Annotated in this window: 22 protein-coding genes and 1 tRNA gene; 7 read left to right on the forward strand and 16 right to left on the reverse strand. The window is 44.7% G+C overall.

Going from position 1 to position 19,664, the window contains the following annotated elements; translation table 11 throughout:
* Positions 1 to 136: 136 nt before the first annotated feature.
* A complete protein-coding gene (locus tag F6K64_RS20435) occupies positions 137 to 286 on the reverse strand; it encodes a hypothetical protein (RefSeq protein WP_287252007.1) in 150 nt (49 codons plus the stop codon).
* A gap of 59 nt (positions 287 to 345) precedes the next feature.
* Here F6K64_RS20435 and F6K64_RS20440 point away from each other — a divergent pair, with 59 nt between their 5' ends.
* Positions 346 to 630 carry a YggT family protein gene (locus F6K64_RS20440; RefSeq protein ID WP_008186608.1) on the forward strand — a complete coding sequence of 95 codons (285 nt, stop codon included), beginning with the start codon at positions 346 to 348 and terminating at the stop codon, positions 628 to 630.
* Here the strand turns inward: F6K64_RS20440 and F6K64_RS20445 are convergent.
* From F6K64_RS20445 to accC, 3 genes are all read right to left on the reverse strand, one after another.
* A complete protein-coding gene (locus tag F6K64_RS20445; protein ID WP_044493872.1) occupies positions 627 to 839 on the reverse strand; it encodes a hypothetical protein in 213 nt (70 codons plus the stop codon). The genes F6K64_RS20440 and F6K64_RS20445 overlap by 4 nt on opposite strands.
* A gap of 120 nt (positions 840 to 959) precedes the next feature.
* Complete coding sequence (locus tag F6K64_RS20450; RefSeq protein WP_008186607.1) at positions 960 to 1,517, reverse strand: EF-hand domain-containing protein; 558 nt, start codon at positions 1,515 to 1,517, stop codon at positions 960 to 962.
* 456 nt (positions 1,518 to 1,973) lie between these two features.
* Positions 1,974 to 3,320, reverse strand: coding sequence for an acetyl-CoA carboxylase biotin carboxylase subunit (accC, locus tag F6K64_RS20455; RefSeq protein ID WP_287266203.1), 1,347 nt, complete (start codon positions 3,318 to 3,320; stop codon positions 1,974 to 1,976).
* Between the two features lie 333 nt (positions 3,321 to 3,653).
* Here accC and F6K64_RS20460 point away from each other — a divergent pair.
* Positions 3,654 to 3,734, forward strand: a tRNA-Leu gene (locus tag F6K64_RS20460).
* Between the two features lie 100 nt (positions 3,735 to 3,834).
* On the forward strand, positions 3,835 to 4,011 hold the full coding sequence (locus F6K64_RS20465; protein WP_287266205.1) for a hypothetical protein: 177 nt from the start codon (positions 3,835 to 3,837) through the stop codon (positions 4,009 to 4,011).
* On the opposite strand, the gene F6K64_RS20470 is transcribed toward F6K64_RS20465, so the two are convergent.
* A complete protein-coding gene (locus tag F6K64_RS20470) occupies positions 3,984 to 4,793 on the reverse strand; it encodes a creatininase family protein (RefSeq protein WP_008186603.1) in 810 nt (269 codons plus the stop codon). The two genes, F6K64_RS20465 and F6K64_RS20470, sit on opposite strands and share 28 nt — an antisense overlap.
* Here F6K64_RS20470 and F6K64_RS20475 point away from each other — a divergent pair.
* Positions 4,788 to 4,985, forward strand: a complete 198-nt coding sequence (locus F6K64_RS20475; protein WP_131827281.1) for a hypothetical protein — start codon at positions 4,788 to 4,790, stop codon at positions 4,983 to 4,985. The two genes, F6K64_RS20470 and F6K64_RS20475, sit on opposite strands and share 6 nt — an antisense overlap.
* A 228-nt stretch (positions 4,986 to 5,213) precedes the next feature.
* Here F6K64_RS20475 and F6K64_RS20480 read toward each other — a convergent pair whose 3' ends face one another.
* The gene (locus F6K64_RS20480; protein WP_287266207.1) at positions 5,214 to 5,519 is read right to left on the reverse strand and encodes a hypothetical protein; all 306 of its coding nucleotides are present in this window, start codon (positions 5,517 to 5,519) and stop codon (positions 5,214 to 5,216) included.
* 428 nt (positions 5,520 to 5,947) lie between these two features.
* Here F6K64_RS20480 and F6K64_RS20485 point away from each other — a divergent pair, with 428 nt between their 5' ends.
* Positions 5,948 to 7,297: a P-loop NTPase fold protein gene (locus tag F6K64_RS20485; protein ID WP_287266208.1), complete on the forward strand. Its 1,350-nt coding sequence runs from the start codon at positions 5,948 to 5,950 to the stop codon at positions 7,295 to 7,297.
* On the opposite strand, the gene F6K64_RS20490 is transcribed toward F6K64_RS20485, so the two are convergent.
* Positions 7,292 to 7,465 carry a hypothetical protein gene (locus F6K64_RS20490; RefSeq protein WP_154659850.1) on the reverse strand — a complete coding sequence of 58 codons (174 nt, stop codon included), beginning with the start codon at positions 7,463 to 7,465 and terminating at the stop codon, positions 7,292 to 7,294. The two genes, F6K64_RS20485 and F6K64_RS20490, sit on opposite strands and share 6 nt — an antisense overlap.
* 51 nt (positions 7,466 to 7,516) lie before the next feature.
* On the opposite strand from F6K64_RS20490, the gene F6K64_RS20495 reads away from it, so the two are divergent.
* Entirely contained in the window at positions 7,517 to 11,302 is a 3,786-nt protein-coding gene (locus tag F6K64_RS20495; protein WP_008186595.1) for an nSTAND1 domain-containing NTPase, read from the forward strand.
* Between the two features lie 77 nt (positions 11,303 to 11,379).
* On the opposite strand, the gene F6K64_RS20500 is transcribed toward F6K64_RS20495, so the two are convergent.
* From F6K64_RS20500 to F6K64_RS20515, 4 genes are all read right to left on the reverse strand, one after another.
* Positions 11,380 to 12,273: an Rpn family recombination-promoting nuclease/putative transposase gene (locus tag F6K64_RS20500; protein ID WP_287266209.1), complete on the reverse strand. Its 894-nt coding sequence runs from the start codon at positions 12,271 to 12,273 to the stop codon at positions 11,380 to 11,382.
* A 103-nt stretch (positions 12,274 to 12,376) separates the two neighbouring features.
* The gene (locus F6K64_RS20505) at positions 12,377 to 13,300 is read right to left on the reverse strand and encodes an Rpn family recombination-promoting nuclease/putative transposase (RefSeq protein ID WP_287266212.1); all 924 of its coding nucleotides are present in this window, start codon (positions 13,298 to 13,300) and stop codon (positions 12,377 to 12,379) included.
* A gap of 141 nt (positions 13,301 to 13,441) precedes the next feature.
* Positions 13,442 to 13,969 (reverse strand): tetratricopeptide repeat protein, encoded by a 528-nt coding sequence (locus F6K64_RS20510; protein WP_008186589.1) that lies wholly within the window; start codon positions 13,967 to 13,969, stop codon positions 13,442 to 13,444.
* Complete coding sequence (locus F6K64_RS20515; protein ID WP_008186587.1) at positions 13,962 to 14,774, reverse strand: transporter substrate-binding domain-containing protein; 813 nt, start codon at positions 14,772 to 14,774, stop codon at positions 13,962 to 13,964. Before F6K64_RS20515 ends, F6K64_RS20510 begins: the two co-directional genes overlap by 8 nt.
* Before the next feature lie 153 nt (positions 14,775 to 14,927).
* On the opposite strand from F6K64_RS20515, the gene F6K64_RS20520 reads away from it, so the two are divergent.
* Positions 14,928 to 15,089, forward strand: a complete 162-nt coding sequence (locus F6K64_RS20520) for a hypothetical protein (protein ID WP_287253670.1) — start codon at positions 14,928 to 14,930, stop codon at positions 15,087 to 15,089.
* Between the two features lie 20 nt (positions 15,090 to 15,109).
* Here the strand turns inward: F6K64_RS20520 and rplT are convergent, their stop codons facing one another.
* The 5 genes from rplT to trmB form a co-directional block, all read right to left on the reverse strand.
* Entirely contained in the window at positions 15,110 to 15,463 is a 354-nt protein-coding gene (rplT, locus tag F6K64_RS20525) for a 50S ribosomal protein L20 (RefSeq protein WP_008186586.1), read from the reverse strand.
* Between the two features lie 61 nt (positions 15,464 to 15,524).
* Entirely contained in the window at positions 15,525 to 15,722 is a 198-nt protein-coding gene (gene rpmI / locus F6K64_RS20530) for a 50S ribosomal protein L35 (RefSeq protein ID WP_008186584.1), read from the reverse strand.
* A 66-nt stretch (positions 15,723 to 15,788) separates the two neighbouring features.
* A complete protein-coding gene (locus F6K64_RS20535; protein ID WP_008186582.1) occupies positions 15,789 to 17,084 on the reverse strand; it encodes an ATP-binding response regulator in 1,296 nt (431 codons plus the stop codon).
* 234 nt (positions 17,085 to 17,318) lie between these two features.
* A complete protein-coding gene (gene iscB, locus F6K64_RS20540) occupies positions 17,319 to 18,608 on the reverse strand; it encodes an RNA-guided endonuclease IscB (protein WP_008186580.1) in 1,290 nt (429 codons plus the stop codon).
* Between the two features lie 281 nt (positions 18,609 to 18,889).
* Positions 18,890 to 19,531, reverse strand: coding sequence for a tRNA (guanosine(46)-N7)-methyltransferase TrmB (gene trmB / locus F6K64_RS20545; RefSeq protein ID WP_044493866.1), 642 nt, complete (start codon positions 19,529 to 19,531; stop codon positions 18,890 to 18,892).
* Positions 19,532 to 19,664: the final 133 nt, after the last annotated feature.

Below are 19,664 nucleotides of genomic sequence, written 5' to 3' on the forward strand. Positions count from 1 at the left end.
GCAGAGGTGAGGCTTGGTGAGGGGTGAACTAAGAACATGATACTATTATTGAGAAAGTTTAAATTAAATTAACTACAATCACAAGGACGCCCGTAAGCCACCTACCCACCTAAGGCGGCACGTAAGCTATCAGCTATCAGTTATCAGCTATCAGCTTATCGGTTAGGTCACAGGCTGGAAGCCTGTGCCACGGTAATCTTCGCGCAGCGTGCCCGTAGCGCAATCGGCGCTTTTGAATAAAATAAGCTGACCACTGACCACTGACCACTGACTGCTCACCGCTCACCGCTCACCGCTGACGGTGCCACCAGCAATACATTTGTGATCATTAAGATTAAATAAGCCATGACTGCTGCTACGATTGCTATCTGGACTCTTGGTCCGTTACTCGGACTAATGATCTTTTTGTTTATCTTTCGCATTGTTCTGACCTGGTATCCTCAGGTAGACCTAAATCGTTTGCCATTTAATCTAGTAGCTTGGCCAACGGAACCCTTTTTAGTGCCAATGCGCAAAATTGTGCCTCCCATTGGTGGGGTTGATATTAGCCCAATTATTTGGGTAGGGATTTTCAGCCTGCTGCGGGAAATTCTTTTAGGTCAGCAGGGAATCCTGAGGATGATGATCTAGAAGGTTGGAGGTTGAAGGTTGGAGGTTACAGGTTGGAGGTTACAGGTTGGAGGTTGTTCGCGTAGCGTGGCCTTTTGGCCAAGGTTGAAGGTTGAAGGTTGCAGGTTGCAGGTTGAAGGTTGCAGGTTGTTTGGTTGTTCGCGTAGCGTGGCCTTTTGGCCAAGGTTGAAGGTTACAGGGGTAATGGTTAACCATTCACTTAGCCCCAATGGTTTTAGGAAAGTTCAAGGTTCCAGGAAAAATTTCAAGGGGGGTGTGAAGGATTACCTTCAGCGGTCTCAACTCTACTGAGTTTCAGCTAGATGGAAAAACCAGTCCTGACATTGGGATTATTCATAGGAGCCGTAAAGCCAGTTACCAGGTGTATTAGGATCATCACTTGTATGAAATTCCTTGCTTCTTTCTAAGTATTCCTCACTAGAGATAACTCCATCTCCATTCTGATTTAACTTGGCAAAAGCTACTTCAGCAATATCTTCGTCGAGCTGTACTGCTTTACAAAACTCTTTGTATTCAGCCAGACTAATTGTACCATTACTATCCGTATCCAAGATGCTAAAGATAATGCTTGCTTTAGCATCATGAGCTTCTTGAAGTTCTGCTGAATTAGGGAAATTAGCAATCGATTTTTCGGCCACCGTCAGATACTCTTCCAATTCTACTTTTCCGTCACCATTGAGATCGGCAGGCTGCCAAAATTTTTGCCAAATTGCCGCATATTTTGCACTAATATCTTCAAATTCTGGCATTCCCGGTTCCAAACCTCGTAGCAAAGCCAGATTAAGAGCGCATCGCTCTAAGTCGGCTTTGTCCACATATCCATTCTTGTCTGCATCGTATACCCAAAAATTCTTGGTATGTTTTTTATTCAATAGTTCACTCAACATTTTTATACTTCCCTAGTAAAATCAGCATTTTTTCAATAATTATTTTATAACAGAAGTAATTGATTTTAATTCCATTTAAACTTTATTTAATAAAAACTTTAATAAGTTTATACTGCTTGACTATTTAATTAACTATAAATAGTTGGCTATTACCATGTAATTCCCCTCCCTTTGGGACAAAAACGAACGTGAAAATACTGACCGGGCTGGAGTCACAGAGATTTAAAAGACTTAAATGTAGTACACTGATTTACTTTACGGTTATGGGAGGGGAATTGAAGAAAAGTTCTGCTATGAGGACTTACCCATTGACAAGATAGACAAGATGTGTATTAACAGAAAAAAGTAAAACTAAGATGCGTTCGCGTAGCGTGCGCGTAGCGCTATCGCTAATTACCAAGGACTTACTTTTGTCTTTCTTCCTACTTCTGCCCTCTGCCTTCTGCCTTCTGCTGTTCAGGTCATCATCTCCTTCTCGACAAAATTGGTATAGACCTGACCCTCAATAAAAGCTGGTGTCTCTAGGATTTTTTGATGGAAAGTGAGGGTGGTGGTGACTCCGGTAATGGCACACTCCCTTAAGGCTCGTTTCATGCGCTGAATGGCCGCATCACGGGTGGGACCCCAAACGATTAATTTCCCAATCAGAGAGTCGTAATAGGGGGGAATTTCGTAATCGGGGTAAACATGGGAATCCATGCGCACCCCTGGTCCTCCTGGTGGTAGGTAAGCACTAATTCGTCCTGGTTGGGGACGGAAACCGTGGTCTGGATCTTCGGCATTGATCCGACATTCGATGGCGTGACCTTTGAGAGTAACTTGGTCTTGGGTCAGGCTTAGTTTATCCCCTTCAGCAATTTTAATTTGTTCGGCGATCAAGTCTAGACCGGTGATCATCTCGGTGACTGGGTGTTCTACCTGAATTCGGGTGTTCATTTCCATAAAGTAGAATTCACCAGAGGCATCTAAGAGAAACTCTACTGTACCAACTCCGACGTAATTGATGGACTTAGCGGCCATTACCGCAGCATTACCCATTTTTTCCCGCAATTCTGGGTCAAGCACTGGGCTAGGGGCTTCTTCCAGTAGCTTTTGGTGACGCCGTTGGATCGAGCAGTCTCGCTCACCCAAGTGGATTGCGTTGCCGTGACTATCAGCTAAAATTTGAATCTCGATATGGCGAGGGCGTTGAATAAATTTTTCAATATATACCCCGCCATTACCAAAGGCGGCTTGGGCTTCCCCTTGAGCGGCTTGGAAGAGTTTAATCAATTGGCTGTCATCCTGTACCAGGCGCATACCCCTTCCTCCACCACCAGCAGTGGCTTTAATCATGACAGGATAGCCAATTTGACGTGCGATCGCATAAGCTTCTTGCTCAGAGCTGACTAATCCATCACTTCCAGGTACTGTGGGCACACCCGCTCGTTGCATAGTTTCTTTGGCCGTAGATTTATCCCCCATGGCTCGGATTGCTTCTGGGGTAGGACCGATGAAAGAAATCTGATGATCAGCACAGATTTCAGCAAAACGGGCATTTTCTGATAGGAAACCATAGCCTGGATGAATGGCAGTGGCGTTGCGAGTGAGGGCAGCAGAAATAATATTGGGTATATTTAAATAACTTTTGCTGCTGGGAGGATCCCCGATACAAACCGCTTCATCTGCCAGTTGGACATTAAGAGCATGTTGGTCAATGGTCGAGTGAACTGCAACGGTGGGAATCCCCATCTCCTCACAGGTTCGGATAATCCGTAAGGCAATTTCCCCACGATTGGCAATTAATATCTTTGAAAATTTCATAAAATAGCTTGGCTATATAGGGTTTTTAGTTGAGATGTAAAACTAGGATTGATGGGGAAGTGTGGGAAGTGTGGGAAGTGTGGGGAGGGTGGGGAGAAAGGTCGGTGTGGGGAGGGTTGGGAAATATAGTAAGTGTGGGGAGGATGGGGCGCAACATGGTTTATAAACTATTAAGGGTTTTTTTTGTCTTAATCCCTAATGCCTAGTGCTATCATGCCTAAATTGGGTTTACCCGTCAATTTAAGTTTCACAGCAATTTTGACAGTAATTTTATGATCCAGGCTTTGCAGCTCCGTACTGTTGTATGTTATCCTAAGAAACGGTTAGCAAATCGCGGATGTGGTGGAATGGTAGACACGCACGCTTGAGGGGCGTGTGGCGAAAGCCATGCGAGTTCGAGTCTCGCCATCCGCATTGATCAGCCTGAAGTTGTGGGCAACTTCCCAACGGGGAGCTTCGGCTCAGGGCAGAAGAAAAATAGATGAAAACATGATCATAAAAGCGATACAGCACTATGGCACAAGGGCGCACCCTTGCCTGTTGCCTGTTGCCTCTTGCCTATTCCCACACTCTTCTTACCTCCCCTTCTCCCCACACTTCCCACCCTGCCCACCCTCCCCACACTTCCGATTCCCGATTCCCGATTCCCGATTCCCTAAACCATCACCTCTTCGTAACATCAGGCTGCTGAAACCGATAGATATCGCGAATCACGTTTACCCAACCATCACAAAGAGAGGCTAATAAGCGATCGCCTTTTTCCTCACTTGCTGCTGTGGCATCCCCGAGTACTCCACTCTGAGTCAGCCCCTTGGTCAGCCAAGCAAAGGACAAATTTCCTTCCATACTCAATAGACTATCTTCGGGCAATCCCTGGGGATATTCCTTTACTGCCCGATCCATTTTCACTTGACCGGGGAGTAGACAGAGCATGAGACTAGTTTCTAAATCCCCCCCATGAATCCCTAATTCTAATTCTTTCTGGGTAGCTAATTCCTTGGCCATGTTAGGCACGCCCCAGGTAAACAAGGGAAATACCATAAAATCTTCATGCTTGTGGTGAATATCCCGTGCTGCAATTTCCATCACTTGGGGTTGTCCGCCATGGGAATTCATCAGTACTAACTTCCGAAACCCACACCGATAGATACTATCAGCCATTTCCATCAGCACCGCTAGTAAGGTTTGAGCACTAAGGGTAATGGTGCCAGGAAAATGCCAATGCTCATTGGATTTGCCGTAATAAAGGGGAGGTAAGGCATAAGCCGGGATTTCTGGGTCTAAGCAGCCTAAGGCTTTGCCCAAGACTCCCACCCCAATCGCCGCATCTACAATCAGCGGTAAATGGGGGCCATGCTGCTCAATGGAAGCGACCGGCTGAATAATCACAACATTTTCTTTGTCTGGCATCTGTTCGATATCAGTCCAGGTCAGATAAGGGAAAAATCGTTCCGGAGGAATGAAATTATGCATAAGAGTGTGGGGAGGGTGGGAAGTGTGGGAGGTGTGGGGAGAGGGAAAAAATCCTCTGTAGTTCATAGGTATGAGAAACCCTATATAGTAGAATACTTTGCCCACCGGACTTTAATTAGTATTTTTTTACACTCAGGAGGTTCAGAGGTTCGTTCACGAGGTTCAGAGGCTGATGCGATCGCACTTACTTAAATTAGCCTACCCTTAGTGCTATAGTTTTTTACTCAGGACTTACCCACAGAATCCATGGGTAGGGTGGGCAAGGTTTTGCCCACCCTACAGGTAGCTACCCTTAGTGCTATAGTTTTTTACTTATCAAGCATCAAAGCTCGATAACCAGCTTGAACAAGGCGTTCCATACAAATAATGGTCATGTTCCATAGCCCAGTCTGATGGTGCTTCAACTGTTCCGGCAAATCCTTATAACACATCCCAGGCATTTTGGCTAGTAACTGTTGTCACTTCTGTCTCAATAGCAATCGCATAGCGCTTGCCGGGTTCGAGATTAACAGTTCTGTCTAACCGTAAAACCTCACCATCGAAGATAGCTGTTACTACAGGTATCTTTCGAGCTTCTGTGCTGTCAGCAGGTTGAGTTTTAACATCTTGGCGGAGGTGAATTTCCTGTATTAGGTCTGCCCAGCTAAAATCTTCTGGTAATTTATCGATTAATCTACGTGCTTCTTCTTTGAGATTAAGGCTTGCCATAAATTTTATCGTAAGCATTCAGCCGTCAGCCGTCAGCCGTCAGCCATTCGCGTTTGCGAAGCGTCGGCTTTGCCGAAAGCTTGGCCTATGGCCAAGGCCAAGGCTCACGCTGCTTGAGGTGGTTATTTTATTCAAAAGCACCTCAAGTAGCGCATTAGCTGATAGCTGATAGCTGATAGCTGAATGCTTACATTTTATCCTCCAAGTCATTAAGCTAGTGGGATCACTTTGGCTGATCAGGCTCACAGGCTCAATCACCAGGCTCACAGGCTGATGCGATCGCACTTGCCTAAATTAGCCTACCCTTAGTGCAATGGATTACTATAGACAAAAATAACCTATTAGTGTACCCAAAAACGAATTAGAACTCGCAGCATTACTAATGATACATATACAGTCTTGAACCCTTGATGAGCTGACACCCCACACCCCACACCCCACACCTGATGACTCTAAATTTCACCGAGTTTTACAAAGCCACTAACCCCAGCAAAACCCTTGATCTAACCCAGCCAGAAGACCAGAAGCTCTATATCGATTTTTCTTCTGTCCGGGGGGGAGCACTGATTCAGCAACTGAAAGCGCAAATTACTCTATTCTCCGAAGACCAGCCCACCTGTCAATTATTTACCGGACATATTGGTTGTGGGAAGTCTACGGAATTATCTCGACTCAAGGCTGAGTTGCTAGCAGAAAACTTTCATGTGGTTTACTTCGAGTCGGATCAAGACTTGGAAATGAATGATGTGGATGTGGGGGATATTTTATTAGTTATTGCTCGCCAGGTCAGTGAAAGTTTGGAAGCTAGCCAGGTTAAGTTACCGCTACAAGGCTTTAAAGCTTTCCTACAGGAAATTACCACATTGTTGGGTTCCGATGTAACTGGGGTTGAGGTTAAGGTTCCCAAGGTTGGTGAGTTTGGGGTCAAGGAAAAACAGGGAGAGTATTCCTTATCGGCAGGGATTGCCAAAATTACCACGAAAACCAAAAATAGCCCTACCTTGCGTAATCGGTTGCGGGATTATATCGAACCTCGTACCAAAACGATTATTGATGTTATTAATACCGAGTTGATTGAGCCTGCGATCGCTCAACTCCAACACCAGGGAAAACGGGGACTAGTGGTAATCGTGGATAACCTTGACCGGGTGGAAATTGTGCCCAAGCCTTGGGGCAGACCACAACCGGAATATTTATTTGTAGACCGGGGAGAACAGTTGCGCCAACTCAACTGTCATGTTATATATACGATGCCCCTAGGGCTACGATTTTGTAATGATATCGTCCGGCTTACCAATCGTTTCGGGGTTGAGCCGAAGGTGTTGCCAATGGTGCCAGTGACGCAACGGAATGGTAAGGAATGTGAGGAAGGAATGGCAAGGCTCAGAGCCATGGTAATGGCTAGAGCTTTTCCTAAGCTAGCATCAGCGCAACGGTTGCAGAAGATTCCGGAAGTGTTTGATGCACCGGAAACCCTGGACAGACTCTGTTCTATCAGTGGTGGTCATGTGCGGGAGTTACTGGCAATGATTCGGGATTGGATTATGGTGGAAGGCAAGTTACCGCTATCCCGAGCAGGGTTAGACCAGGTTATTCGTAGTCGCTGTAATAAAATCAGATTAGCGATTGATGAAAAGGAGTGGGAATTATTGCGTCAGGTGCATCAGAGCCAAGAAGTAAGTGGTGACGACCATTATCGGGTGCTGGTGCGTAGTCTATTTGTGTATGAATACTATGACGCTCAAGGGTCTTGGTTTACAGTCAATCCGATTCTGGTAGAAACGGGCAAGTTATAGCTGAGGGAACAGGGAATCGGGAATCGGGAATCGGGAATCGGGAATCGGGAATCGGGAATTGGGAATCGGGAATCGGGAATTGGGAATCGGGAATCGGGAATCGGGAATCGGGAATCGGGAATTGGGAATTGGGTTAGCAAGAATGCGCTTTGAGATTGATATTAGCAATTATTGCTTCGTTGAATTTGGAAACACCATTACACCCATTGCCATAACTCAATGACTAATCGTCAGCCACAGGATGATCATCAACAGCTATTGAAGCAGCTGGCTTGGGCAATGGAAATGGGAGCCGGTGAAAAGGAATTTTCCTTAATCTTTGCCCATTGTAATTATACCCAGTGGCGAGACCAGTTGATTCAACAGCTGGCCGAGGTTTGTTCCGTAGAGATTCTCCCGATTGGGCTAACTCCGGAGGTCACTCAGCTCTACAGGACTATATACAGCCACATTCAATCCCAACTGGCACAACAACCGCCCCAAGGGATTATGGTTTATGGCTTTGAGGTGGTCAGAAACCTTGAGCAACTGCTCAGATTAGCCAATCGAGTCCGGGAAGAGTTTCGGAAACAGTTCCATGTCCCGGTTTTATTTTGGGTAGATGATCGAGTCTATTCCCAATTCCTGCACTCCGCCAGGGATTTGGCCAGTTGGGGAACCGGTTCACCCCTGGACTTTCAAATCTCTACCGCTGACGTAATCGAATTTATCCAACAGGTTACTGATCTTGGGTTTGCTCAAGTCTTAGCCGCTGGAGCTGCTGAGGTTCTTAACCATAAACATAATCTCAGTAACCAGCAGCTGGCTGACTTACGCCAAGCTTGGCAAGACTTGCAACATCGGCAGGTAGAATTAGCGCTAGACTTAGAAGCTAGTGTGGAATTTATTTTAGGTCGAGGAATTCCCGATGATCTCAAGCAGTCCCAAGAGCATTATCAACGAAGTATAGACCTGTGGGAACGTCTTCTGCGAGCTTACCCCTCTTCCCGCTCTGCCGACCGCGAATATCTAATCCGATACGGATGTGTTCTTTTCCATATGGGGCAATTGTACCGTACCTATGCCGATCAAAACCGGAATCAGCATAAGCAACATTGCCTACGGGCTAGGGAATATTTTGTGCGATCGCATGACTGCTTTGAGCAAGCCCAGCGTCCCGACTTAGTGGCTAAGTTTATCAATACCTTGGGAGAAATTCTACAAAGACTAGGGCGATGGGATGAGTTGGAGCAGTTAGGTAAAAAAGCCTTAACCCTCCATCAACAATATCCCAACCCGGTCTGGCTTGCCCATGATTACGGCATTCTAGCCGCAGAAGTCGCCATCGCTCGCTCCCAATGGCATTGGGTCAAGGACTTGGCAACTAAAGCACTGGACATCCTTACCAAGGCCAAGAATTCTGTTCAACTCCCTGGTGACCTGACTCGGGAGCAGTTGGACTGGGCGTGGGGACTTCATCAAGGTTGGTATCGCTTATCCTTAGGCAGAGCCTACAAGCATCTCAGTCTACCCGAGGACGCGATTGCCCATCTTGAGCTTGCCAAAGAGCAAACCCTACCTAACTTTAATCCTTATCTATATATTAAAATTCTGGCAGAATTGCGACAGCTCTACTTTGACCAAGGGGAGTATCAAAGAGCCTTCTCAGTTAAGGCATACCAGCAATCCATCGAGTATCAGTTCCGGTTTCGGGCATTTCTCGGACCTAGTCGATTGTCCCTCAACCAACGAATTAGGGATACTCAGGCAACGGTAGAGGAAAAGCAGCGAATTGTGGCTGATCCCATTGCTGCCTCTGGTCGAGAGCAAGCGATTAATGACTTAGTTGAGCGTATTGCTCGCAAAGACCACAAACTAACGGTAATTTGTGGCTCCTCCGGTGTCGGTAAAAGTTTTCTACTTCAGTCTGGTTTAATTCCTAGATTACAGCAAGAGATTATTGCCGCTCGGGATGTGGAGCCAGTGTTGCTGACAGTTTATAAACGGTGGCAGCATAGCTTGGCTAAAAGGATAATTGGAACAGACCAGGGGGGAGATGGAAAAGAAATTCTGGGTAAAATTCTCCACCAGCTGCGACAAAATGGTGACACTAATCGACTGACGGTTCTAATTTTCGACCAGTTTGAAGAATTTTTATTTCAGTATCCTCAGCCACAGCAACGGCGAGTTTTTTATCAATTCTTAAAGGACTGTCTAACCCTTGAGGCCGTGAAGGTAATTCTGGCCTTGCGAGAAGATTATATCTATTATTTATTAGAGTGTAATGACCGCCTAATTAGTTTAGATGTCGTCAATAATGATATTCTCAGCAAGGATGTTATCTATTACTTAGGAAATTTTACTCAATCCCAGGCCAAAAGAGTGATTGAACGGTTAACGGAGCAAGCTAAGTTTTCCTTAGAACCAGAGTTAATTGAGCAATTGGTCAAAGATTTAGCAGCAGAAACGGGAGAAGTGCGTCCGATTGAGTTGCAGGTAGTGGGAGCACAATTAGAAACCGAGGAAATTGTCACCTTGGAGAGGTATAAGCAAGGTAGCGATAAGGAAAAACTAGTAGAGCGTTATCTGGAGGCTGTGGTTACTGATTGTGGAGCAAAACACCGAGAAAATACCTGGAAATTGTTGTTTTTATTGACCAATGACAAGCAACTGAGACCCTTAAGAACCGAGACTGAATTAGCTAGTGTATTAACTTTACCTCCAGAGGATATCAGCCTGATTTTGGAGATTATAGTAGGCTCTGGTTTAGTGTTTCAAATTCAACCAGGAACGGAAGATTGCTATCAGTTGGTTCATGATTATTTAGTAGGTCCGATTCGGAATAAAGTTGATAAAAAAAAGCGGATTTTAGAGCAAAGGAAGCAAGAAGTAGAAAAACTAGAACGAGCAGGAGTTACACATCTTGATAAATTTAAGGATAGCCCGTTTGATGCCTTACTAGCAGCTATGGAGACCGGGAAAACATTGAAAGCAATGGTCACGAAAAATACTCCCTTGAAAGACTATCCTGGTGCTAGTCCAATACTTGCTTTACAACGGATTCTTGACCAGATTCAGGAGCCTAGACTTGTGAAGCATCAGGGTAGGGTTAAGCAGGTGGCATTTAGGCGGGATGGTCAGCATCTGGCTAGCGCTGGAGGTGACGGAATCGTCAGATTGTGGGATATCAACACTGGGCAAGTCCAACAAGAATTGAAGGCGCATTGGGGTTGGGTTTGGCCGATGGCATTGAGCTGGGATGGTCAGTTGCTAGCTAGCGCTGCAGTTGACGGAATCGTCAGATTGTGGGATATCAACACTGGGCAAGTCCAAAAATTGAAGGGGCATCGGGGTTTAGTTCAGCAGTTGCAATTCAGCCGGGATGGTCAGCTGCTGGCTAGCGCTGGACTTGACGGAATCGTAAGGGTTTGGGATCTCAACACTGGGCAAGTCCAGGACTTGAAGGCGCATCGGGGTTGGGTTTGGCAGATGGCATTGAGCTGGGATGGTCAGCTGCTGGCTAGCGCTGGACTTGACGGAATCATGAGGGTTTGGAATATCAAAACTAGGCAAGTCGAGGAATTGAAGGGGCATCAGGGTAGAGTTTACCAGGTGGAATTTAGCTGGGATAGTCAGCTGCTAGCTAGTGCTGGAGTTAACGGAATCGTGAGATTGTGGGATGTCAACACTGGGCAAGTCCAAGCATTTACAGACAATCACAGTAAAGTTGACCAGGTGGAATTTAGCCCTGATGGTCAATTGCTCGCTAGCGCTGGACGTGACCGTACCGTGCGCCTGTGGGATTTAGCGGGTCGGCAAATTGCCCAATTCGAGGGGACTCGCCTGGTTTTCCACCCAGATGGGACGCAACTGGCTACCATAGACGGTTATACCATCAAGCTGTGGCGGGTGGACACCCTGGATGGACTCTTAGCTAGGGGTTGTGCTTACTTACGTAGTAATTCCAGAAATAGTTATGTCAATCCGGAACTGAAGGCGTTTTGTGATGGCTTGCTGGAAGAATGAAGAATGAAGAATGAAGAATGAAGAATGAAGAATGAAGAATGAAGAACGGAGAATGTATAATTCTCAATTCTCAATTCTCAATTCTCAATTGATTCAATCTCTTCTCGAGAAAGTTGGGTGATTTTCATAATAGTCTCCACATCTAAACCTTGTTCCCGGCAGGAACGGGCGATCGCTATTTTTTCTTGTTTTATCCCTTTTTCAATACCTCGAATTTCTGCCTGTTCCACTTGCCATTTAGTCTCAAACTCTTGGGTACTCAGGATACTAGCTTCGTCACGCTTGTTGTTGATATAACGCTCATAAGCGGCTCGTTCTTGTTCTGATAAATTAGTGACTCGTAGCGCCTCCTTGGCTTCGGCTATTCCTTTGGCCGAAAATTCGGCTTTGATGTCGCTGTTTTTCAGAAAATAAATCCATTCATCTAAGGGGTTTTTCGCTAAGTCCTTAAAATTCCTTACTTTCAGCAGGTAGTATTCTGGGAAGATATCTGCTACTTTATTGATGTGAAATTTAAATTCCTGAGTTTTTGTCGGTTGCAGGATATCCCCCAGATTAGCCCCAACGAATTCTCCACGATAGGAATAAATATAGTCATCTCCCATTCCCAGGTTAAAGTAGACTATATTAATTGAGTAGACTTTTTTAATTTGACCGTACTCTTCACCTTTGTCTAAGTATTCGGTGACTAACTTAGACGCACCGTAGAGCATACGGTGAAAATAATCGTGTTGAGGGTTGTTTTGTACTTCAATCAGGATCAGCTCACCATCAGTGGTTTCAGCGAGAATATCAACTCGGTTGGTTTTATCATCGAGTGTTTCTTGATTAGCTTCGCTTTCGAGAAGGGTTTTGATGGTAATATCGAAATGCAACAACTCGCTTAAAAACCCTTCCAAAACACCAAAGTTAGCTTGATTACGCAGCAGTTTTTTGATTGCCCAATCAAAGCGAATATGTGTGTCTGGCATTGTCTTGTTATCTTAAGGAAGAAAGAGTGAATGGTGAATGGTGAATGAAGAATGTAGAATGTAGAATGTAGAATTATCAATTCTGAATTCTACATTCTACATTCTAAATTGATTCAATCTCTTGCCGAGAAAGTTGGGTGATGTTCATAATAGTTTCCACATCTAAACCTTGTTCCCGGCAGGAACGGGCGATCGCTATTTTTTCTTCTTTTTTTCCTTGTTGAATACCTTCTTGTTTCCCTTGTTGGATACCTTTTTCAATACCTCTGATTTCTGCTTGTTCCACTTGCCATTTAGTCTCAAGCTCTTGGGTACTCAGCATACTGGCTTCGTCACGCTTGTTGTTGAGATAACGCTCGTAAGCGGCTCGTTCTTGTTCTGATAAATTATTAACTCGTAGCGCCTCCTTAGCTTCGGCTATGCCTTTGGCCGAAAATTCCGCTTTGATGTCGCTGTTTTTCAGAAAATAAATCCATTCATCTAAGGGGTTTTTCGCTAAATCCTTAAAATTCCTTACTTTCAGCAGGTAGTATTCTGGGAAGATATCTGCGACTTTATTGATATGAAATTTAAACTCCTGAGTTTTTGTCGGTTGTAGGATATCTCCGAGATTAGCTCCAACGAACTCTCCCCGATAGGAATAAATATAGTCATCTCCCATGCCCAGGTTAAAGTAGACTATATTGATTGAGTAGACTTTTTTAATTTGACCGTACTCTTGACCTTTATCTAAGTATTCGGTGACTAACTTAGACGCACCGTAGAGCATACGGTGAAAATAATCGTGTTGAGGGTTGTTTTGTACTTCAATCAGGACGAGCTCGCCATCAGTGGTTTCAGCGAGAATATCAACCCGGTTGCTTTTATCATCGAGGGTCTCTTGATTAGCTTCGCTTTCGAGAAGGGTTTTGATGGTAATATCGAAATGCAACAACTCGCTTAAAAACCCTTCCAAAACACCAAAGTTAGCTTTATTCCGCAGCAGTTTTTTGATTGCCCAATCAAAGCGAATATGTGTGTCTGGCATTGTCTTGTGCTGGTGCTACTGTTTTCGATTTGGCTCAAAGGTGGACAAAAGTGATAGATTCTTAAGTTCAGGTTATCTGTGACAACCTTTTGCCCACCCTAGCTGAACAGCTTACTTGATAGTTGATCGTTAATACTTCAGTTATGCTGGTGTAACCAAGCGTTTCCGGAGGGATTCTGCTCGACGCTTAGCGGTAGAATTCTTGGGGTCATATTTGAGCGCCTCATCATAAGCTTCTAACGCCTGAGCAGTTAATTGCTTGCGCTCGTAAACATGACCGAGATTGTTGAGGGCTGTGACATATCCAGGCTCTTGCTTCAAGGCTTCTTTGTACTGGCGAATAGCCAGATCATACTGTTCTTTAGCACAATAGGCGAAACCCAAAGCATTATAGACAGGACCAAGGTTTTCTTCGTCAGCATCAGTCCCTTTCAATGCTTTTTGAAATAGCAGGATAGCTTGACCAAATAGCTTCTTGTCCGCATAAATACTGCCCAACTCGTAATACTCTATAACTGTCCCCCGGTCTTTTTGCAGCTTTTTCTCCAACCGAGAGAGAGTGGTTTCAATTCTACGAGTTTTGATAACTTGGCGCAGCACCGCGAAAGTAACACCAGCAAGTAGGACTAGCAAAACGGAAAGATAAATAGTTGGCAGTGTATCATTCATAAGGTTTGACAGTTTTTCTTCTTAATGGTAATCCCCAAGCAGTAGCTCGTTGAGCTAACCAACCATCTGCTTGCCAACGTGCGATCGCATGATTCACGCGCTGCTTTAGCTTGGTGTATTGTAACCCCTTAGGCATCACCACACACAAGGCTTCACCCGAGAGCCACACTGGTAGCATCCGATACTCAGGATAGTCTTGTACCCAGCCACTGAGAATGCTCTTATCGGCAGCAAAAGCATCAGCCCTACCATTTTCTAAAAGCGTACGCGCTTCTTGGTAGGAATCTACTCCCACCACCCTAGATTCCGGTAAAGCATACTGCACGACAGCAATTGTGCTAGAATGATTGAGTATGGCGATGGTTCTGCTATGGAGATCACCCAATCTGGTAATTAAGGGGTCTTTAGTAATCAAACCCGTGCCATCCAGGTAGTAGGGGATACTAAAATCCACTAATCGGCGGCGAGGTGCTGTGGCTGTGACTCTAGCAATTGTCAGGTCAACTTCACCGTCCAAAACCACCTTCAGTCGGTCAAGATTTCCCACCTGCTGCAACACCACCGCATCAGAATTACCTAACAGTTCTTCTGCTAGACGTCGTGCTAAGTCAATTTCCAATCCTTGTAACTTGCCATCCGCATCCCTATATCCCAAAGGGCGCAGATTATCTTTGACAGCAACAATCAACTGACCCCGCTGCTCTATTTCCTCAAGTTGAGCACTCCCAACCCGTAACGGTGTCAAAAAAGACATCGCCGTCAATCCGAAGACCATACCAAAGTTGAAGAACTTGTGCTTAAGCATCGGTCGGGGAATCGAAATTCGCAAAAAGGTAAGGTAATCGGTCTTGCTTAAGGGACTTGCCTGAAAAAACAATACCAATTAAATAGCAATTAACTCCCAATTCAATTTGGATGGGATAATTCTTATAATCTATAATAATCAAAAGAACCAAAGATGGTTTTTACCCTCAACAAGCCTTACCCTTACGGATTACCCATTTACCCAAAACCAGAGTTTCTCAGGTTGCTAAGCATTCAGCTATCAGCCATTAGCCTTGGCCTATGGCTACGCTACGCGAATGGCCAAAAGCTGACGGCTGACCGCAGACGCGCGTAGCGTGCGCGTAGCGCATATGCTTACTCAGCTTTAGCCGCTAACTCCACCACTTTGTTAAAGCTATCTGGATCCAGAACTGCCAGCTGTGCCAACATCTTGCGGTTAATTTGGATATTGGCTTTTTTCATTTGACCCATCAGCTGGCTGTAGCTAATGCCATTTTGACGTGCTGCTGCGTTAATGCGAGTAATCCACAGACGTCGAAAATCCCGCTTGCGCTTGCGGCGATCACGATAGGCATTGCGCAGTGCTTTCATCACTTGTTGGTTAGCAATGCGGAAGAGTTTCGAGTGGGAACCTCTGAACCCCTTAGCAAGTTTGAGAATTTTTTTGCGCCGCTTACGAGCGACATTACCGCGTTTTACCCGTGTCATGGTTGATTCTAGCTAGTATGTTAGTTTAGTAGTGTTAGCAGTTTAGGTCTTCTGTTAAGATTTACATATAAGGCAACATCAGGCGAACATTATCCGCATCCCGTTCGTCTACCAAGGTCAGTTTAGACAAGCGCCCCTTCCGTTCTGAGGTCTTGTGTTCTAGTAAGTGATTTTTAAACGCTTTGCGGCGTCTTATTTTACCACTGCCAGTAGCTCTAAAACGCTTGGCAGCTGATTTGCGGCTTTTTAGTTTAGGCATTGACGGATTATAATAATGGCACAATTTATTATTGTATACCAATTGCTGCGTAATTAGGTGACCGGCTTATTCGTCTTCTTCTGGTAAATTCTTGGGCAAGGTGATGGTAAAGGTTGTTCCAACACCCACTTCACTTTCCACGTGAATCTTACCACCGTGTGAGTCTACACAACTTTTGACAATTGATAACCCTAGTCCTGTTCCTGGGATTATACCCACATTACTGGCACGACTAAAAGACTCAAACAATTTTGGTTGGTCTTCTTTAGGGATGCCAATACCTTGATCAATTATCTGTAAGATTACTTTCTCTTCATCTCCGTTTAGCTGTACTAAAATAGTCCCACCATCGGGAGAATATTTAATGGCATTGGAGATGATGTTATTCAGAATTTGTCTAATAATTTTGGGGTCTCCTAATATTGGCTCCCAGTCTCTTTTACTACTAAATAGTAGCCGATGTTTAGCCCCAAGGCTTGATTGAATTGGGCAGAATAACTCCTGAAAAAATGTTACTAAATTCAAAGCAACTGGTTGAAATTCTAACTTATCGAATTCTGCTTGATTAATGAATAATAAATCATTGACTAGGGTAGTCATATGTTTGACCGCACCTTGGATCCGCCAAAAATGTTTAACTTGCTGAGAATCAGTCAATTTATGACGGTACTGTTCTAGGAGTTCCACAGAGGATAGAATTGTCATTAAAGGTGTACGGTACTCATGGGATATGGTAAAAATAATCCGAGATTTAAGGTCACTGACTTCTTTTTCACGCTCCAGTGATTGACGCAATTGCGATTCCAAGTTGCGTAGCTGTTCTAAGTAATCTCTTAGTTCCACTGTGCGAGCTTGGATTCTGGTTTCAAGTTCTTGATTGAGGGCTTCTAAAGCAGTTTGGGCGGAAATGCGATCGCGAATTTCCTGTTGCAGCAGTTGATTTTGCTCAATCAGTTGTGTTTGTAGCTTGTGCAGAGTCAATTGATTCTCCACACGGGCTAAAACTTCCTCAACCTGGAATGGCTTGGTGATATAGTCAGCACCACCAACAGCAAAGGCTTTCACCTTGTCCCAAGTTTCATCCAGAGCACTGATAAAGATTACTGGAACTCCCTGAGTTTTTTGATTAGATTTCAGCTGTTTACAGACGTCATAGCCATCGATCTTTGGCATTATAATGTCTAGTAAAATCAAATCCGGTGGATCACACAATGCTGATTCCAAGGCAAGTAGTCCATCGATCATGCTCCTAACCTGATAGCCTTGCTGAATCAGGATGGAAGATAGCAGCTGCAAATTGGTTGGTGTGTCATCCACAACCATAATTTCTGCCTGAGTTGCCTCAGCTTGATGGTTATTCATTCTTTAATTACGTAGAGCGAACCATAGGGGAGAAGCAAATTGGGCAGGAGCATACTGACCAGTAGCCCGCTGATCTGATTGAATCAGAAGGCGGTTTGGCTACGAGTGTTCCTACTCCACCATTAATGCGGCAAGGGGGCGGACACCTGAACCCGTAGGGTCAGTGTCTGGGGAATTGCCGCCAACAAATAAATTGTTCGCGTAGCGTGGCCTACGGCCAGCGGTAGCGAATCCTTATTGATTGACTTGGTATTCATAACCGTCAGCCTTAAAGATTGTTTGCAAGTATTTAGGATGGACATCAAAGCGTTGATTAGGTAATGACAACATGAAGCTAGGACGATAACGAATAGCAATCCGTCCTGTGTATTGCCCAGCGTATTTACCTTTTGGGATATCAGCCTTAACTATGTCTCCTGTTTGAAACCCTCGAAAGAATTTAGCTTTAGATGCATGAGCTTTTGGAAAACCATATTTGTCAGTTCTGCATCGTTGACGAACACCATGACCTTTAGCTTTGACTATTAAAGGCTTGATACCATTGAGCAACAGTTTTTCAGGAGTAGATTGACCTACACAAGCAGCATCTGCCCAATGAGTCTTATCAATGCCTCTGGTTTTACGATTAAACTTAGTCAGACCGCCGGAGCCAGTCTCTACAGGTAATCTAGTTAGCTTTAGTCTTCTGAATAATTCCCAACGAGTTGCATTTACTGCTGCTGCGTCTTTGAGTGGGGTTTTTGCTTTGGCTAGTACTCTTTTGAGTACATCAGGCTTTTTCTTGAGAAACTTCTCAATGGATTTGTTCCCTTTTTTCTGGTTACAGCTTCGACAAGCCAAGGTTAAATTACTAACTCGATTGCTACCTCCTTTTGATTTGGGAATAATATGATCTACTTCTAAAGGCACGTTTTCCGCACCACAATACACACAATTTCGTCCCCACTTGGTTAGTAAATATTCTTTGACCTCAAAACCAAATAACTCGCCTCGTTGATATTCAACCCCTGAGATTTCAGGATTTTGCATCTTTTGAGTGTCAAAGCGGACTAACTCTTGAGAAATTGCAGTTACAGGACATAACTTAGTAAGTCGCCTAACCCAAGTCTCAACATTAAAAATTCGACTCATTAACGATGGTGGGAGCCATCCTTCCGGTTTTATACGATTAATAAATCTGGGCTTACGGTAACGAGTTTTACGGTTACGCCGTCCACGTCTTAAAGCCCTACGAGACTCCAAGGCATTTTTAATCTGTAAACCTCGATGATAAATTTCTAAGGCATTAGTTACTCGTCCTGTTGACTCCTGGACAATGGCAATACCTGTGGTTTTTGAACCAGGATCTATCTTGATTCGATATGGATGGGTAACCGAATTATTAACTGTTCTGTCTAGCAGAATAATGGTGAATGGATAACGTTTAAAAACTTTAGCTCTCCTTTTTTTGAGTAGTTCTCTAGCTCTTGCCGGATGACAAGGCTCTAAAGGTTGTTTATCTTTATCTAGTACGAAAACTCGCATTACTTTGAACACTCCTTTTCAGGGTAAAGTTTGCCGAGTGCTTTGCACACGCTTGCGCGAACGACGATGTTAAGACTCGGTACTTTGTAAGTAACACTGGCTTTCCCGAATGACCTGTTTAATTACTTACTTCTAGAGCCTAGAGCTGGCACGTACTCCAGGGTAGGAATTTTAACTCTTGGTCTTAACGGCTGCTAATAATAAAACTAGCCGTCTGGTCAACAGACTCTTTCAAGCCCACGCTGTAATCTATGATTCAGCGTGCGGTAGTTGACTATTCCTTAAACATCATCACGGCGAAAGAACAACATTCGGTACACAGGTTCACCACGAGCGAGGGTGGAAATTTCCCGTTCAGTAGGCACTGGCAGGGGGTTGGTTGGCAGCCAAGCAGTCTCTGGCCGGTAGAAGACTGGATGAGCATCGAAGCGCGATCGCATTTCCACTGCCACTTCCTCCACATCGGATTGTAGAAAGACCTCCCCTCCACTGGTCAAATAAGCCCCTAGATTATCAACCAAGGTGGGCTGAACTATACGTCGTTTGGCTTGTCGCTTCTTGAACCAAGGATCAGGAAATTGAATAGTGACGCGCTGCAAGGCACCAGGGTGCCAAGAGCTAAAGAGTGAATCTATAGAACTATTAGCATTACAGAACAAAAATAGGAGATTGCTCAACCCTAAATCTACCACCTTACTGTTGGCTTGTTGTACCAATGGTTCCCGAATTTCTAACCCCAAAAAATTCCAGTGGGGTTGTTGTGTTGCCATCTGCAATAAAAATTCCCCTCTCCCACAGCCAATATCCAGATGTAATGGTTGAGTAGTTTGGGCATAAACTTGATTCCAATCCGGAGGACTCACCGGCATCTGATATTGCTTGCTAAGTGGATTAACGTGTTGTCGCACTCTGACTCTAGCCAACCTTAGCACCTCCTTACTTTACTCAGGGGATGGGGGATCAGGGATTAAGGGTTATATCCCTAATCTAGTTGTAAATGTGATATCTAGGTGCGCGCCTCCTAGGGCGAGTAAATCGCCCTAGGAGGCGCGCACA

Source organism: Moorena sp. SIO3A2, assembly GCF_010672265.1.
Lineage (GTDB): Bacteria > Cyanobacteriota > Cyanobacteriia > Cyanobacteriales > Coleofasciculaceae > Moorena > Moorena producens.